Here is a 15,361-nt window from a genome sequence, read left to right on the forward strand (position 1 = left end):
TTTACGGCGTCTGTGCGATTGCGTTGTCATTCCTGATCCGCTGGCTGGCGCTTGTCGCAATCGTGTCGATGGGCGCTTACTGGGTCGCCTTCATCACCGCAGGTGCGGTGAGCCGCGCAAGTATGGTGGTTTTGATGGCTATTCTGCCCAATGCCCGTGACGGTGGACTAAGCCGGAGCGTGGGTCGTCCCGCGCAAGGGACAGTTTGGTTGGCGGTTCTGATTGCCGGCGGCCTTGCCCTGCTCTGCGGTTATCCGTGGACGATTTTGGTAGCAGCAATCGTGACCGCGATCTGCGCACTGATTGCCCGCGCAAAGATTGGCGGGCAGACCGGCGATATTCTGGGTGCAACCCAGCAGGTGACCGAAATGGCGGTGCTGATCGCCATCGTGGTCACCGCAACCTAAGGCAGCGGATCGCAGGCCAAGGCCGTTGCAAAGGAACCACGGTCTATATGGGTGCCAATAGTGCGGGTCTGCAATTGTCCGTCCGAAAGGGTCGTCGCCATGATCTTGGACCAGTCGGCGCTGGCGGTAATCATCTCGGGCCCCTGCCCGCAATCGCGGATACCGCCACCGATATCAGCCTCGCCAATGCGGTGGTTGGTCAGACCGGATAAGTCTGCCACAGGAAAAAGTACGCCGTCCAAAAAGCGCCAAACCCGCAAAGTCTTGGCCAGATGGGGACGGTCGATATATGCAATCTCGATTGCACCGTCGCCATCAAGGTCTGCGATTCCGACCGGCGCAAGCCAGCGGTTCGTGCGGCCAATATGCGGTGTCGCAGCGATCTTGCCGGTCTCGTCGTAAATGGCCAGTTGCGCACCTTCACTGGCAAGGGTTTCAACCACAATCACTTCTGGCGCACCATCGCCGTCAACATCGGCAAGACGGGGGGCCACGTCTTCGAACACACGGTCCTGCGCAAGGGTAACGCGGCGGATGCCGGTTTGCGTGGTGATCTCCAACGCCCCCCACTCAATCGCGTCGCCCATAATGCCATGGGCATAGCGATCTGTCGGCGCCGCGTATTCTGCCGACACAATCGTCTCTGCGCAGGCAGAGGTAGCCATGACAGCCACCAATGCCAAAGTGCGGATCAAATCTGTTTTTCCGGCATCTGTACGCGCAGGCCGTCCAGTGCGTCGGTGACTTTCAACTGACAGGTCAGGCGGGATTTCTTGGGATCAGGCTCAAACGCAAAATCAAGCATGTCGTCTTCCATTGCATCCTTGGCTGGCAGTTTTTCAACCCATGCGTCATCGACATACACGTGACAGGTCGAGCAGGCACAGGCCCCGCCGCAATCGGCCTCGATCCCGGGGATTCCGTTGTCGCGCGCGCCTTCCATCACGGTCAGCCCGTTGGCGACATCAACAACATGTTCTTTGCCGCCATGTTCGACGTAGGTAATCTTGGCCATTAGTATCGGTCCTTTTGAAGAATTGCAGATCAAGGCATTAAGTAGTGCACGTTTTTCGCGCTCGCCACCCCCAAATGCAACGAAGTCGGGCGCTAACAGAGTTGTGCCCTGTGGACTCTGGCGTCTGAATGTCTACCTTTTGAATCATACTGGGTCGGGGAGACCCAAAAACCAGGGAGAGATTTATGAACTATTTATCCAAAGCCGTTCTCGCGGCAAGCATTGCAGTCGCAGCGCCCGTTGCACAAGCACAAGACGCGGAAGAGGCAAGCTATATCCTTGCGACCGCATCCACCGGCGGCACCTACTATCCGGTTGGCGTCGCACTTTCGACGCTGGTGAAGGTCAAGCTCGAGCCAAGCCAGTCTATCGGCATGTCCGCGATCAGCTCGGCCGGTTCCGGCGAAAACGTGCGGCTGATCCGCGAAGGCGAGGCACAATTCGGCATTTTGCAGGGCCTCTTTGGCTATTACGCGGCAACCGGCACCGGCCCTGTCAGCGAACCACAAGAGCACCTGCGCTCGGTCACCATGCTGTGGCAGAACGTAGAGCAATTCGTGATCGCATCCGATGCCGTCAATACCGGCACGATGACAGATATGGTGGCGCTGACTGGTGAGGCCGTTGCGCTTGGTGCGCAGAACTCCGGCACCATCGGCTCTAACGGAGCGCTGATGGCGGGGCTCGGCGTGGACATCAATGAAGACTACGAACTGGTTTATGGTGGCTACGGCCCATCGGCAGAGGCACTTCAGAACGGTCAGGTGAAGGCTATCAGCACACCGGCGGGTGTTCCCACAGGTGCGATCAGCCAACTGATGGCTTCGGCGGGTGATGGTGTCAAGATGCTGAACTGGACCGCAGAGGAACTTGCGGCCGCAGACGCCGGGCGTGAACTCTGGACCCCGTACCTGATCCCCGCAGGCACCTATCCGGGCCAGATCGAGGATATCAACACCATCGCACAGCCGAATTTCCTGGCCACACATGCCGATCTGCCAGAGGAAAATGTCTATCAGATCACCAAAACAATCTATGAAAACCTGCCATTCCTGCAAGCGATCCATCCGGCCACAAAGGCCATGTCGCTGGAAGCAGCAATCGCTGGCCTGCCAGTGCCACTGCACCCCGGCGCGGCACGGTTTTATCAGGAACAAGGGATTGAAATTCCCGCGCGTCTGATCGCAAACTAAGACGACCACGGCCCGCGCCACAAAAGGTGCGGGCCGTTTTGCATCCAAGGGGACTAATATGTCTGATGAAACCCCTGCCGAGGTCGCATTGCAGCGTGACTTTACCGGGCTGACCAATGCCGCCCTTTCAATTTTGTGTTTTCTGATCGCGGTCGGGCACATCTATGTTGCCTTTGATCCGATCATTTCGGAATTCCAGCGCAACGCCTATCACTTTGCCGGTTTTGCCTTCTTGGCCGCCGTGCTGCACCCGTTGGTCAGAGGCCGGACACGCAGCAAGCCGATGCTGGCCTTTGATCTGACGCTGGGCGTGCTGGTCGCCGTCGCCGCGATCTATATGCCCTTCGCCGAGCAAGGCATCTATGACCGTGGCGTGAAATTCTCGGCCCTTGACTGGGTCGCTGCGGTAATCTGCATCGTCGGCGCGATTGAATTGACCCGCCGCCTGACAGGATGGGTGATCCCCTGCCTGATCATCATCGCGATCTCTTATGTGGGCTGGTGGGGCCAGTTGATTGGTGGCGTGTTTTCCTTTCCCGGCCTCAGTTGGGAATCCATCGCCTTCCGCTCCATTTTTGGCGACGATGCGATGTTCGGCACGATTGCACGGATATCATCGACCTTTGTTTTCCTGTTCATCATTTTCGGTGCATTTCTATTGCGCTCGGGTGCTGGCGACTTTGTCATCAATATCGCGCGCGCGATTGCAGGACGGCTGGTCGGTGGGCCGGGGATTGTCGCAGTCATCGCCTCTGGTTTGACGGGCACGATCTCTGGCTCTGCCGTGGCGAACACGGCATCGACCGGGGTGATCACCATTCCACTGATGAAAAAGGCGGGGTTTCCGCCCAAGTTTGCAGGCGGGGTGGAGGCCGCGTCTTCTACCGGCGGTCAGTTGATGCCGCCGATCATGGGTGCCGGTGCCTTTGTAATGGCAAGCTTCACGCAAATCCCGTACGAAACCATCGTTGCTGTCGCGGCCCTGCCCGCCCTGCTCTATTTCCTCTCTGTTGTCTTTTTCGTGCGGATAGAGGCGCGCCGCTTGGGCCTCGAACCGATGAGTAACGAGGACGGGGAAACGATCTGGAGTGCCTTCAAGAAAGGTGGCGCAAGTTTCATAATCCCGATTGGTCTTTTGATCGCGCTTTTAGTGTCCGGCTTCACCCCGGCTTATGCCGCTGTTTTCGGGATAATCACGGTCATTGCCGCAAGCTGGCTGACCCAGAACCCGATGGGCCCGCGTGCGGTGTTCGAGGCGCTGGTCATGGGCACCAAGGGAATGATCATGACCGCCGTACTGCTTTGCGCGGTGGGGCTGGTGGTGAACGTGATCGCCACCGCGGGCATCGGAAACACGTTTAGCCTGATGATCTCTGACTGGGCCGGTGGCAACCTGCTGATCGCCATCGTCATGGTCGCCATCGCAAGCCTTGTGCTGGGCATGGGCTTGCCGGTGACAGCGGCCTATATTGTACTGGCGACTCTGTCGGCCCCTGCCCTTGCCGGCATGATCTCGGACCGGTTCGTGATCGAGGCGCTGGCCAGCGGCACCTTGCCGGACGCGGCCAATGCGGTGCTGATGTTCGGCCTGCCGGACCCGTCGGTTCTGTCCGGTCCCCTGACAACCGAGCAAGCAACGGCCATTATCCGCGCGCTACCCTTGGAGGTTGCAGCGCCCTTGCGGGATATCGTCGTCCCGCAAGAGGTAGCCGTCGCCGCGATCCTGTCGGCGCATATGATCATCTTCTGGCTCAGTCAGGACAGCAATGTGACCCCCCCTGTCGCGCTTGCGGCCTTTACTGCTGCGGCTATTGCCAAGGCCCCCGCGATGGCCACGGGTTTCGCCAGTTGGAAGCTGGCCAAGGGGCTGTATATCGTGCCGCTGATGATGGCCTACACCCCGTTCCTGTCAGGAGACTGGGGCGTCATGCTGGTCATCTTTGCCTTCGGTGTCGTGGGGATCTACGGGCTCGCAGGTGCCTTGCAAGGCTGTATGGAAGCACCACTCAATCCTGTGCTCCGTATCGTGGCCGGTGTCGCGGGTGCTGCCTGTATATGGCCTGCACCGCTTTGGCTGCACCTGATTGCTGCGACGATAGTCATCGTTCTGCTGGCCCTGAATTCACGGCAGGCAAAGGTGGTTGCCGCCTGAGCAACAAAAAAGGCGGCCCCGCATGGGACCGCCATTCTTGGTTTGGCAGAGTGGATTACTCCTCCAGAACAAGTGCCACAAAGCGGGGATCACCGCCGCGACGGACCAGCAGCAAGAGTGATTTGCGTCCCGCTTCGGTTGCCGCTTCGATGCGGTCTTCGAGGTCGGAAACTGTCGCAACCGATTGCTGCCCGGCTTCGGTGATCACATCGCCTTCAAGCAAGCCCTTGGATGCAGCCTCTGACGCAGGATCGATACCGGTAATCACAAGACCCGATTCGACGGTCAGCGAAAACTGATCCGTGAGTTCCGGTGTAATCTCGGACAGGGTCAGACCAAGGATTTCAGACTGCTCTGGCTCCGATGGCTCTGTAGAGGCCGGGAAAGCGACGGCTTCCGATGTCTCGCGACGCCCCAGAACAACGGTCAGGTCTTCCATATCGCCATTGCGCAGCACCGCGACAGGGACCTCTTTGCCGACAGGGGAGTTACCAACGATCCGCACCAGTTCGCGCGTGTCCTCGATCTCGATCCCGTCGAAGTTGAGGATCACATCACCGGCCAGCATACCTGCGTTTTCGGCAGGGCCAGCGGGCACGTCTGTGACCAACGCGCCACGGGCCAGATCAAGACCTTCGATCGCGTCAACCATATCAGGCGTGACATCCTGAATGCGGACACCCAACCAACCGCGGCGGGTTTCGCCGAACTCGATCAGTTGATCCACCACATTCGTGACGACCGCCGACGACATGGCAAAACCGATCCCGATAGAGCCACCGTTCGGTGACAGGATCGCGGTATTCACGCCAACCACTTCACCGTCCATGTTGAACAGCGGCCCGCCGGAATTACCACGGTTGATGGCCGCATCGGTCTGGATGTAGTCGTCATAGGTCCCCGAAAGTGCACGGTTGCGCGCAGATACGATACCGGCAGACACCGAAAAACCCTGACCCAGCGGGTTGCCCATCGCCATGACCCAGTCACCGACGCGGGCGCCTTCGGCGTTGCTGTCGCCAAATTCCACATAAGGCAGGTTATCAAGATCGACCTTGAGGACCGCGATATCCGTGTTCGGATCCGTGCCGATCAATTCAGCAGGGACGCCCGGCGCGCCCCCGGGGAAAAACTCGACCAGAATCTCGTCGGCCCCTTCAATCACGTGGTTGTTGGTGACGATGAAACCGTCCTCTGAGATGACAAATCCCGAGCCCAGCGCGGAGGACCGGCGCATGCCATCACCGGGACCGCGGTCAAGATCGTTGAAGAAATCTTCAAAAGGGGACCCTTCAGGCACCATACCCTGTGGACCGGTCCGGCCCGCAACCGTCGTGCTTGTCGTGATGTTCACGACCGAAGGGCTGATCTGTTCTGCGAGATCGGCGAATGTTTCAGGGCGTTGTTGCGCATTGGCCAATGTCACCTGCGCCAGCACCATTGCGAAGGCGACGGCCAGTGTGGTCACGAATGCCATGACAAGGCGGCGTGCCCTTTGATGGTCTTGTTGAATTGCGATTGCCTTGGATTTCACGGGGCAAATCTCCTCTGTGTTGGACATCGAGGCTCATAGCTGCCCCTTTCACTCTTTGATGTTCTATATAGGGCGCAGATTGTGCAACGCAAACTTCACTACTGATCGCTCAACCGGGTGTGAATTGACGTGTCTGATTTGAAATAATTCACATCAGCGCGTCTTAGCGCAAAAAACTGTCCCGTAAGTCGCTGCCCGACAAAGCAAAAGGGCCAGCGCAATGGCTGGCCCTTTCGTCAGTTCATAGTAGGCCCCTTATTCGGCTGGGCGCCCCTGATCGGACTTCAAGTAGTTGAAGAACTCGTTGTCAGGCGACAGAACCATCGTGGAGTTGCCCGGTGTGAGCGACCGCTCATAAGCCGTCATCGACCGATAGAACTCAAAGAACTCCGGGTCTGCGCCGAACGCATTCGCAAAGATTTCACTGCGTGTGGCGTCGGCCTCACCCTGAATGATCTGGCTTTCGCGCTCTGCGTCAGAGACAAGCTCGATCACGGTACGATCAGCCTGCGCACGAATGCGCTGTGCTGCCTCGTTACCACGGGCGCGTTCGTCTGCCGCTTCACGGTCACGTTCGGCTTTCATCCGCTCGTATGTCGCGTTGAGGTTTTCCGACGGCAGGTCGGTCCGCTTCAGGCGCACGTCAAGTACCTGCAGGCCCAAAGGAAGCGCCTGTGCGATGGCCTGATTGCGAATCCGCAACATCAGGGCGGCACGGTCCACCGACAGAATGTCGTTGGATGTCACCGAACCCAAAACCTCACGGGTTTCGGCCCGCAGGATGCTATCCAGACGAAGGGCCGCAGCCTGCTCGCCACCTGTACCGACAGCACGGCGGAACTGTTCCACATCCGCGATGCGGTAGCGGGCGAAGGCATCGACCACAAGACGGCGGTCATCGGCTGGTGTTACTTCCAGCGGGTCAAGATCGCGGCTCAGGATGCGGTCGTCATAGCGCACAACCTCTTGGATAAGCGGGATCTTGAAGCTAAGGCCCGGTTCTTCCTTGACCTTCACGATCTGGCCAAACTGGAGAACCAGCGCCTTTTCGCGTTCGTCAACGACAAAGACCGAAGACAACGCAGCGATCACAACGACCGCGACTGCGGGCAAAAGAAATGCTGACTTACGCATTAGTTGGATCCTCCGGTTGTAGGTGTACGGCGCAGCTCATTGAGTGGCAGGTAAGGCACAACGCCCTGTCCCCCGCCGTCGCCTTCATCCAGAATGATGATCTCGATGCCACCAAGCACATTTTCCATGGTCTCCAGATAAAGACGCTTGCGGGTCACATCAGGCGCCTTTTCATATTCCGCCAGAACAGCACTGAAACGGCTCGCTTGACCCATAGCTTCGTTGACCACGCGGGCGCGGTAACCTTCGGCCTCTTCAAGAATTTGTGCAGACTGACCACGGGCTTCGGCAATGACCTGATTGGCATAGGCATCAGCCACGTTTTGCACGCGGTCACGTTCCTGCTCGGCATCCTGAACAGATCGGAAGGACGCGATCACAGGCTCTGGCGGGTCGGCCTTGTCAAAGTTCACGCGAACGACCGCAATGCCGGATTCGTAGCTGTTCAACGTTTCCTGGATCATGTCGCGCAGGCGGTCCGCAATCGCACCACGGTCACGGTTGAGGATCGGTGCCAGTTGGGATTGCGAGATAATCTCGCGCATTGCAGATTCGGACACCGCTGCGATCGTTTGCGGCGGATCAGCAAGATTGAACAGATAATCTTCGGGGTTGATGATGTTCCAGACGACCTGAAAATCAATATCCACGATATTTTCGTCGCCGGTCAGCATCAGGCCTGCTTCCGAACCGGTGCGGCTCACACCGATATCGATGTTACGCTCTGTTGTGACTGTGACAATTTCGCGGGTCACAATCGGCCAAGGCGCAAAGTTCAGACCGGGTTCACCGACTGCCAGAAAGTCACCCAGAAACAGCTCGACCGATTTTTCTTCGGGGCGCACCGTGTAGAATGAAGCGAAAAGCCAAAGGCCGATCGCCACGAGAATACCGATACCGACGGTGCCGCGTGTCAGTTGTGGACCACCACCGCCACCGCCGGAAGACCCGCCAGCACCACCGCCGCCGCCGCCCATCAGAACGCGTAGTTGTTCGCGACCTTTGTTGACCAGTTCGTCAATCTCGGGAATGTTCGGCCCGTCATTATTTGGTTTCCGACCACCGCCGCCGCGGTTGTCATCGTTTCCACCGCCCGAACCGTTGCTTCCACCGCCGCCCCAAGGGCCACCGTTATTTCCTGCCATTGTCTTCCTATGCTTCCTTTCAGCGATGCCCTGCTTTCGCGGGCCTTGTCATCCCATGTGTGCCTTGATTTGTCGAAATCAAGCGGTGCGCACCGGTTCCTTCATGGTTACCAGTTCTTCGGCCATCGTGGGGTGAACCGCAACAGTCCTGTCGAAATCTTCTTTTGTTGCACCCATCTTGACTGCAATACCGGCCAACTGGATCATTTCGCCTGCATGATCTGCGACGATATGACAACCCAGAACCTTGCGCGTTTCCTTGCTCACGACAAGTTTCATCAAGACACGGTCATCGCGCCCGGCAAAAGAATGGTTCATCGGTTTGAACGAGGTGCAATAAATTTCTACCGGTTCAATCTCGCGGGCTTCTTCTTCGGTCAGGCCCACGGTGCCCAGTTCGGGCTGCGTAAAGACCGCAGAGGGGATCAAGTCGTGGTCGACCGCCGTCGGATTGCCTTTGAACACCGGTTCGACAAAAGCCATGCCTTCGCGGATCGCCACCGGCGTCAACTGGACGCGATTGGTCACATCACCGATCGCATAGATCGACGGCACGGATGTCTGGCTGTATTCATCGACGACAATCTCGCCCCGGCGCCCCACTTTAACGCCGGCGTCCTCCAGCCCCATGTCGTCGGTGTTCGGGGCGCGGCCTGTCGCGAACATGACCTGATCATAGACTTTTTCGGTGCCATTGGTCGCTTTGACCCAGATGCCGTGGCCTGCCGCGCCATGCGGCAGGGTCACAGGCTTGCCGCCGTCCATTGGCACATCCTCGTGCACGCCTGCCAGATCTTCAGCGGTTGCAGCCCGCATTTCCACGATGTTGGTGCCAAGATGCAGATCGACACCCTTTGCGCGCATCCCTTCGGCGACAAGGCCACGGGCCTCGCCATCGAAGCCGCGCAAAATCTGCGCGCCGCGATAGAACTGCGTTACTGCGACGCCAAGACCATTGAGGATACCTGCAAACTCCGATGCGATGTAACCGCCGCCGATGATCAGCATCGACTTGGGCATCTGTTCCAGATTGAAAATGTCGTTGGAGGTGATGCCCAGTTCTGCTCCGGGCATCTCGGGGATGACAGGGCGGCCACCCGTTGCCACAAGAATATGCTTGGCCGTCACATCCTTGCCCGTGGACAGTGTGATCGTGTGGGGGTCTTTCACTTTGGCCCGCGCGTCGACGATCTCTACGTCGGAGCCGCCAAGCATCTTGCGGTAAACCCCTTCAAGGCGGTCGAGTTCAGTGTTCAGCTTCGTGCTGAATTTGGACCAGTCAAAGGGGCCTTCCTGCACGTCCCAGCCGTAGGCGCGCGCATCGTCGAACATCTCTGAGTAACCTGACGCGAAAACCATAAGCTTTTTGGGAACGCAGCCCCGGATCACGCAGGTACCGCCCATGCGGTATTCTTCGGCCAGCGCAACCTTGGCACCCGTTGCCGATGCAACGCGCGCCGCACGCACCCCGCCGGAGCCACCCCCAATGACGAAAAGGTCGTAGTCAAAAGTCATGCGCAAGCTCCGGTATAGTCATATTGAGGAAATCGCAGATCAGTCTGCGATGTCGGAAAAGATGTTGTCATCGTCCAGCACGTCAAATCGGACAACGTTCGTCGTGTTGTTGGTAATGTCGCGGGTCGTCACACGGCCATCGCCGTGTCCCACGATGACCACATCGCAAATGTCGATGAAAAGGCCATTTTCAACGACCCCGGGGATCTGATTGATCACAAGACCGAGTTGGCGTGGGTTGCCGATCCGTTTGAGATGCAAATCAAGGATGAAATTTCCCTCGTCCGTCACAAAAGGGGCGTCCCCTTTCATCCGCAGTGTGACTTCGCGGCCCAGCACATCAAGACCGTTCAGCGTTTCTTCGATCAGGCTTTGCGTTACGGGAAGGCCGAAGGGGATAACCTCGACCGGCAGCGGGAAGGCACCAAGCGTATCCACCTTTTTGCTTGCGTCCGCGATCACGATCATGCGGTCACTGGCCGTCGCCACCACTTTTTCATGCAGGTGTGCGCCGCCGCCACCTTTGATCAGGGACAGATCGGTATCGTATTCATCAGTACCATCAATCGTCACATCGAGCCATTTGGCCTCATCCAGCGTGATCACGTCGATACCGACCTTCATCGCAAGACGGGCAGTGCGTTTCGAAGTTGGCACACCTTTGATCTTGAGCCCTTCTTCGCGCACCATCTCGCCAAGGCATTGCACCAGCCATTCCGCCGTAGAACCGGTACCAAGGCCGACTTTCATCCCGGATTCGACATATTCGGTCGCTTGCTTGGCGGCGACAAATTTCGCCTTTTCGATGGGAGACAATTCACTGGACATCAGACCCACTCCAAAATGCAGTTGCCGGCGTTATAGGCAAGAATGCGGCCGGGTGCGAGGGTCCAATTGACGTTATGGCAGCAAGCAAACCCTCAAGCGCGTTTTCGGTACAGAAATGTCGTATTTGGCGGGACTGTGGATGGGCGAGTGACTAGTGTTTGCGCACTGTGGATACACAAGTTTGCGCACCCAAGATAACCCCGCGCCGGGAAAGTGGTTTCAATGTTCTTATCCGTCTTCGATATGTTCAAAGTGGGTGTTGGCCCCTCATCGTCACATACCATCGGACCCATGGTCGCTGCGGCCCGTTTTCTGGACCATCTGCGCGCACAGCCTTTCGGGGTTACGGGGCTAGAGGCATCGCTTCACGGCAGTCTCGCATTTACGGGTGTGGGCCATGCGACCGACCGCGCGGTGATATTGGGCCTCGCGGGGTTTCGGGCCGACAACTACGACGCTGAAAAAGCCGAGGCAGAGCTGGCGCGGATCAAGCAAGAGCATACGGTTGCGCCAGACGGTCTGGGCCCGCTGAAATTCCACCCCGAAGACGATCTGGTCTTCGACTATGGTCCCCCGCTGCCCGGCCATGCCAACGGCATGATCCTGCGCGGCACGGATGCCCAAGGCGATGTGATCACGCAAGTGACCTATTACTCCATCGGTGGCGGCTTTGTACTGACCGAGTCCGAATTGGCCGCAGGCAAGGACAGCGACACCGGCGCACCAGTTCCTTTCCCGTTCAAGTCGGCGCAGGAAATGCTCGATATGGCCACGATGTCGGGCAAGACGATCGCCGAGATGAAGCGCACTAACGAGCTGTCGCGGATGCCCGGCGCCGATCTGGAAAAGGGTCTTGCACGGATTTGGGAGGTCATGAACAACTGCATCACACGCGGTTTGCAGACTGATGGCATCCTGCCCGGTGGCCTGCACGTGCGCCGACGTGCGAAAGGCATTTATGATGCGCTGCAAGCCGAACGGGGGATGAACCTCACCGCGCCACACACGATCAACGATTTCATGTCGACCTACGCGATGGCCGTGAACGAGGAAAATGCAGCCGGTGGGCAAGTCGTGACTGCGCCGACCAACGGGGCCGCAGGTGTGATCCCGGCCACGATACGGTACTGGCTTGATCATGTGCCGGGGGCTATGGCCAGCCGCGTACCGGAATTCCTGCTGACAGCCGCCGCGATAGGTGGATTGATCAAGTACAATGCGTCCATCTCGGGGGCCGAATGTGGATGTCAGGCAGAGGTGGGCAGCGCCGCTGCGATGGCCGCAGCGGGCTTTGCGGCCGTTCTGGGAGGCACGCCGGAACAGATTGAAAATGCAGCGGAAATTGCGCTTGAGCACCATTTAGGCATGACTTGTGACCCCGTGAAAGGGCTGGTGCAGGTGCCTTGCATCGAACGCAACGGGCTGGGGGCGATCAAGGCAGTCTCGGCGGCGTCCCTCGCCCTGCGGGGGGACGGGGTGCATCTTGTCTCGCTCGATGTGGCGATTGAGACGATGCGCCAGACCGGTATGGACATGAGTGAGAAGTACAAGGAAACAGCCTTGGGCGGTTTGGCGGTCAATGTGCCAAACTGCTAGGGGCATCTGATCGACGGAACGCAGCAGCCTCTGGCGGGGTTTTTCAGGGCAAGATGGTGACAATGCGTTGCGCATGGATTGTCGCCGTTCACTTCGCTCTCTAGAGTGCTGGCATGTCTGACGACCGCCCCTTCCTTGGTGTCATGCTGATGCTGGCTTTTTGTGTGCTGGCCCCCTTGGGGGACAGCATTGCTAAGCTATTGGGCGGCGTTGTAGCCTTGAGTGTGCTGGTTTTTGTCCGTTTCGGGGTTCAGGCCGCAATTCTCCTCCCGCTTGTGATGCTGGGGCGGCAAGGGTTTCGCTTGCCCCCGGGCATCCTGATTTGGACCTTGGCGCGGACCGTATTGCACATTTTGGGGATCGGTCTGATGTTCAGCGCGTTGCGTTATCTGCCTTTGGCGGACGCACTGGCTATTGCGTTCGTCATGCCCTTTATCATGTTGCTTCTGGGCTATTTTGCGATGGGCGAACATGTGGGCCTGCATCGGATGATCGCCTGTGCGGTCGGGTTCGTGGGCACGCTTCTGGTCATCCAGCCCAATTTTGTCGAGGTCGGTTATCCGGCCCTGCTGCCGTTGGGGGTTGCCGTGGTTTTCGCCCTGTTCATGATGGTGACCCGCAAGATTGCAAGGGCGCTCGATCCGATCAAACTGCAAGCCATCAGCGGCGTGCAGGCCACGATCATGCTGGCTGTTGTGCTCTTGTTGTTGCCGACAACCTTCGGAGAGGTGACGCTGCGGTTTGATGCCCACACCTGGGGTCTTCTCGCGGCACTTGGGCTGATCGGGACCTTCGCGCATCTTTTCATGACATGGAGCCTGCGTTTCGCCCCTGCATCCACCTTGGCCCCTATGCAGTATCTGGAAATCCCGTTTGGCACCGCTATCGGCTGGCTGATTTTTTCTGACCTGCCAAACGGGCTCGCGGCGGTTGGCATCTGCATTACGGTGGGCGCAGGCCTTTATATCATTCTACGCGAGCGGCGGCTTGCAATAGAGACGGCAAAAGCGCCCGCGGCAGTGTGATCAGAACCGGACCATCGGCGTCAACGGTCACCGCGCCGCCCAGAGCTATATTGGACGGGCTGGTAAAACCGTTCGGGGTCATCAGCATTTTATCAAAACTCCACTGCACACCGGAAACAGACACATACACCTGTCCCAACGGCATGATCGAAATACGCGTCCCTTGCGGCACTTCAAGCACGACACCCTCCGCCCCTGCGATAAAACTGACGTCATATGTGTCGATCAACAGGATCGCATGCTGTTGATGGCGCGCCATGACGTTAAGAACCGAGAGCGTGTGATCCAAACGTCCGCCGGTGAATCCGAGCGCCAGCACCACGGGCGACGCCACCCGTGTCAGCGCTTTTTCAAAGTCGGTCGTCGATTGTTCGGTTACTTCGTGCAGGGCGTCTGCAAATATGGCACGCGCCTGATCCGACAAACTGTCCAGATCACCGACCACCGCTGCCGGTGTGATTCCAGCAGCCAATAGGTGATCTGCCCCGCCATCCACGCCCACAAATGCCCCCACATGAGAAAAAACATCAGAAATCGCATCAGTTGCGATTGAGGCTCCCCCCACGAGGCAGACTGGTTTATAACTCTCAACAATCGGCTTGTTTGACAAAGATTGGACCCCTATTCACAAACATTCCTCAAAAGGGTCACATTATGATCCTGAATGGAACGTGTTGTTGTTTTCAATTAAGAACCAATGGCTGTCCAGCGCGGTCGCCGCTGATCAACGAAAGAAAGTGTGTATTCATGGACGAAAACAATCAAATCCTTGATGTGACATACGGTAATTTCTCGTGCCGGCTTGAAGGTTTCGAGGATTCCGTCGAAACCATGAAGCTTGTCGTATCGTACTTTCACGACCTGGCCGGGCACGACCGCTTTATGGATACCGACCCGCTGGCCCCCGATCTGGCGACTTTGGCGCGATTGACCGAGGATCAGACAGGTCAACCCGTCGACGTTGAAGACACAGACAACAAGATCAGCCTGCGGGCCCGTTCGGAAACCGCCGATGACACCGCAACTGCGCAAGCAGAGGTCGTCGAAACCGAAGCCCCTGAAAATCAGGCAGGCGCGGAAGAAGATATCGCCGATGAAATTTCCGACGCCCAAAAAGCCGACGATCTGTCGAGCGTCGCGGCAAAACTGCAGCGCATGCGCGCGGCCGCCGAGCGCAAACCCGCTTCTGCAAGCGATGACTTTTCCGAGGACCTGAGCGAACCTGTCGTTCCAGCTGCGGCGAACCCGCTGTCGCAGCGGCTTTCCGAGCTTGTAAGACGGTCAACGCAGGCGGAGCAGCAAGTTGTTCAGGAACCGGACACCACCGAAGATATGCGCGACGACGACCATGATCTTCAAACTTCAGACATGGCGCCGGTTGCAGTAAATGAGAACCTTGATAGCCACGACGCATTGGAAGCAGACGATATCAACGTGTTCAGTGATCTGGAGCCGGACACCGGAACACCGGCAGAACCGACCTTTGAGAATGATGGTGTGCCGTCGGTTGAAGTCACTGCCGAAGAAGAAAAGATCATCATCGTTTCCGGGACCGCCGATACTGAAAACACTTGGGACATCACAGAAGATGAGGTCAAGGCCTCTGAAGCCGATGGTCATATGGCAGAGGATGAGAGTAGCGAAGATGACTTTGCGGATGATGCCGAACTCGAGGCTTTCATGGCTGAAGAAGATCAGCGCACTGAAACTTTTGCCGATGATCACGAGGTTGCAGCCGAGCAGGAAGCGGATGAGCAAACCGCGCTGTCCGATGCTGACGCGCCTGAACAGATCGCCGGAAGTGATCATCCTCCCCT

Annotated in this window: 13 protein-coding genes and 1 pseudogene; 6 read left to right on the forward strand and 8 right to left on the reverse strand. The window is 57.9% G+C overall.

Annotated elements, in window-relative coordinates; all coding sequences use genetic code 11:
- The coding region (locus R6T97_RS07405; protein WP_410348652.1) for an adenosylcobinamide-GDP ribazoletransferase at window positions 1-407 on the forward strand (407 nt) is incomplete at its 5' end.
- Here the strand turns inward: R6T97_RS07405 and R6T97_RS07410 are convergent.
- Complete coding sequence (locus R6T97_RS07410; protein ID WP_410348653.1) at window positions 404-1,102, reverse strand: FG-GAP repeat domain-containing protein; 699 nt, start codon at window positions 1,100-1,102, stop codon at window positions 404-406. The genes R6T97_RS07405 and R6T97_RS07410 overlap by 4 nt on opposite strands.
- Window positions 1,099-1,422 (reverse strand): 2Fe-2S iron-sulfur cluster-binding protein, encoded by a 324-nt coding sequence (locus tag R6T97_RS07415; protein WP_410348654.1) that lies wholly within the window; start codon window positions 1,420-1,422, stop codon window positions 1,099-1,101. Before R6T97_RS07415 ends, R6T97_RS07410 begins: the two co-directional genes overlap by 4 nt.
- A 185-nt stretch (window positions 1,423-1,607) precedes the next feature.
- On the opposite strand from R6T97_RS07415, the gene R6T97_RS07420 reads away from it, so the two are divergent.
- Window positions 1,608-2,615 (forward strand): TAXI family TRAP transporter solute-binding subunit, encoded by a 1,008-nt coding sequence (locus R6T97_RS07420; protein WP_410348655.1) that lies wholly within the window; start codon window positions 1,608-1,610, stop codon window positions 2,613-2,615.
- A gap of 58 nt (window positions 2,616-2,673) precedes the next feature.
- Entirely contained in the window at window positions 2,674-4,767 is a 2,094-nt protein-coding gene (locus R6T97_RS07425; RefSeq protein WP_410348656.1) for a TRAP transporter permease, read from the forward strand.
- 55 nt (window positions 4,768-4,822) lie between these two features.
- Here the strand turns inward: R6T97_RS07425 and R6T97_RS07430 are convergent, their stop codons facing one another.
- From R6T97_RS07430 to rpiA, 5 genes are all read right to left on the reverse strand, one after another.
- Window positions 4,823-6,244 (reverse strand): Do family serine endopeptidase, encoded by a 1,422-nt coding sequence (locus R6T97_RS07430; protein WP_410348664.1) that lies wholly within the window; start codon window positions 6,242-6,244, stop codon window positions 4,823-4,825.
- A 312-nt stretch (window positions 6,245-6,556) separates the two neighbouring features.
- Window positions 6,557-7,435 carry a protease modulator HflC gene (gene hflC / locus R6T97_RS07435; RefSeq protein WP_410348657.1) on the reverse strand — a complete coding sequence of 293 codons (879 nt, stop codon included), beginning with the start codon at window positions 7,433-7,435 and terminating at the stop codon, window positions 6,557-6,559.
- A complete protein-coding gene (gene hflK, locus R6T97_RS07440; protein ID WP_410348658.1) occupies window positions 7,435-8,580 on the reverse strand; it encodes an FtsH protease activity modulator HflK in 1,146 nt (381 codons plus the stop codon). The genes hflC and hflK overlap by 1 nt, the downstream gene beginning before the upstream one ends.
- 78 nt (window positions 8,581-8,658) lie before the next feature.
- Window positions 8,659-10,095, reverse strand: a complete 1,437-nt coding sequence (locus tag R6T97_RS07445) for an FAD-dependent oxidoreductase (RefSeq protein WP_410348659.1) — start codon at window positions 10,093-10,095, stop codon at window positions 8,659-8,661.
- A 39-nt stretch (window positions 10,096-10,134) separates the two neighbouring features.
- Window positions 10,135-10,923 carry a ribose-5-phosphate isomerase RpiA gene (gene rpiA, locus R6T97_RS07450; RefSeq protein ID WP_410348660.1) on the reverse strand — a complete coding sequence of 263 codons (789 nt, stop codon included), beginning with the start codon at window positions 10,921-10,923 and terminating at the stop codon, window positions 10,135-10,137.
- 222 nt (window positions 10,924-11,145) lie between these two features.
- Here rpiA and R6T97_RS07455 point away from each other — a divergent pair, with 222 nt between their 5' ends.
- Together R6T97_RS07455 and R6T97_RS07460 are read left to right on the forward strand one after the other, a co-directional pair.
- Complete coding sequence (locus tag R6T97_RS07455; RefSeq protein WP_410348661.1) at window positions 11,146-12,519, forward strand: L-serine ammonia-lyase; 1,374 nt, start codon at window positions 11,146-11,148, stop codon at window positions 12,517-12,519.
- A gap of 113 nt (window positions 12,520-12,632) precedes the next feature.
- Window positions 12,633-13,544 (forward strand): DMT family transporter, encoded by a 912-nt coding sequence (locus R6T97_RS07460; protein WP_410348662.1) that lies wholly within the window; start codon window positions 12,633-12,635, stop codon window positions 13,542-13,544.
- Here R6T97_RS07460 and R6T97_RS07465 read toward each other — a convergent pair.
- A complete protein-coding gene (locus R6T97_RS07465) occupies window positions 13,486-14,109 on the reverse strand; it encodes a thiamine diphosphokinase (RefSeq protein ID WP_410348663.1) in 624 nt (207 codons plus the stop codon). The two genes, R6T97_RS07460 and R6T97_RS07465, sit on opposite strands and share 59 nt — an antisense overlap.
- 182 nt (window positions 14,110-14,291) lie before the next feature.
- Here R6T97_RS07465 and R6T97_RS07470 point away from each other — a divergent pair.
- A pseudogene (locus tag R6T97_RS07470) lies at window positions 14,292-15,361 on the forward strand (hypothetical protein); the annotation flags it as partial.

This window comes from Yoonia sp. (assembly GCF_046498525.1).
Classification (GTDB): domain Bacteria; phylum Pseudomonadota; class Alphaproteobacteria; order Rhodobacterales; family Rhodobacteraceae; genus Yoonia.

Bases quoted from the DNA above. Each gene is read 5' to 3' on its own strand.
- R6T97_RS07415 (WP_410348654.1), bottom strand. From the start codon at position 1,422: ATGGCCAAGATTACCTACGTCGAACATGGCGGCAAAGAACATGTTGTT.
- R6T97_RS07455 (WP_410348661.1), top strand. From the start codon at position 11,146: ATGTTCTTATCCGTCTTCGATATGTTCAAAGTGGGTGTTGGCCCCTCA.
- R6T97_RS07460 (WP_410348662.1), top strand. From the start codon at position 12,633: ATGTCTGACGACCGCCCCTTCCTTGGTGTCATGCTGATGCTGGCTTTT.
- rpiA (WP_410348660.1), bottom strand. From the start codon at position 10,923: ATGTCCAGTGAATTGTCTCCCATCGAAAAGGCGAAATTTGTCGCCGCC.
- R6T97_RS07445 (WP_410348659.1), bottom strand. From the start codon at position 10,095: ATGACTTTTGACTACGACCTTTTCGTCATTGGGGGTGGCTCCGGCGGG.
- hflK (WP_410348658.1), bottom strand. From the start codon at position 8,580: ATGGCAGGAAATAACGGTGGCCCTTGGGGCGGCGGTGGAAGCAACGGT.
- R6T97_RS07430 (WP_410348664.1), bottom strand. From the start codon at position 6,244: ATGGCATTCGTGACCACACTGGCCGTCGCCTTCGCAATGGTGCTGGCG.
- R6T97_RS07420 (WP_410348655.1), top strand. From the start codon at position 1,608: ATGAACTATTTATCCAAAGCCGTTCTCGCGGCAAGCATTGCAGTCGCA.
- hflC (WP_410348657.1), bottom strand. From the start codon at position 7,435: ATGCGTAAGTCAGCATTTCTTTTGCCCGCAGTCGCGGTCGTTGTGATC.
- R6T97_RS07425 (WP_410348656.1), top strand. From the start codon at position 2,674: ATGTCTGATGAAACCCCTGCCGAGGTCGCATTGCAGCGTGACTTTACC.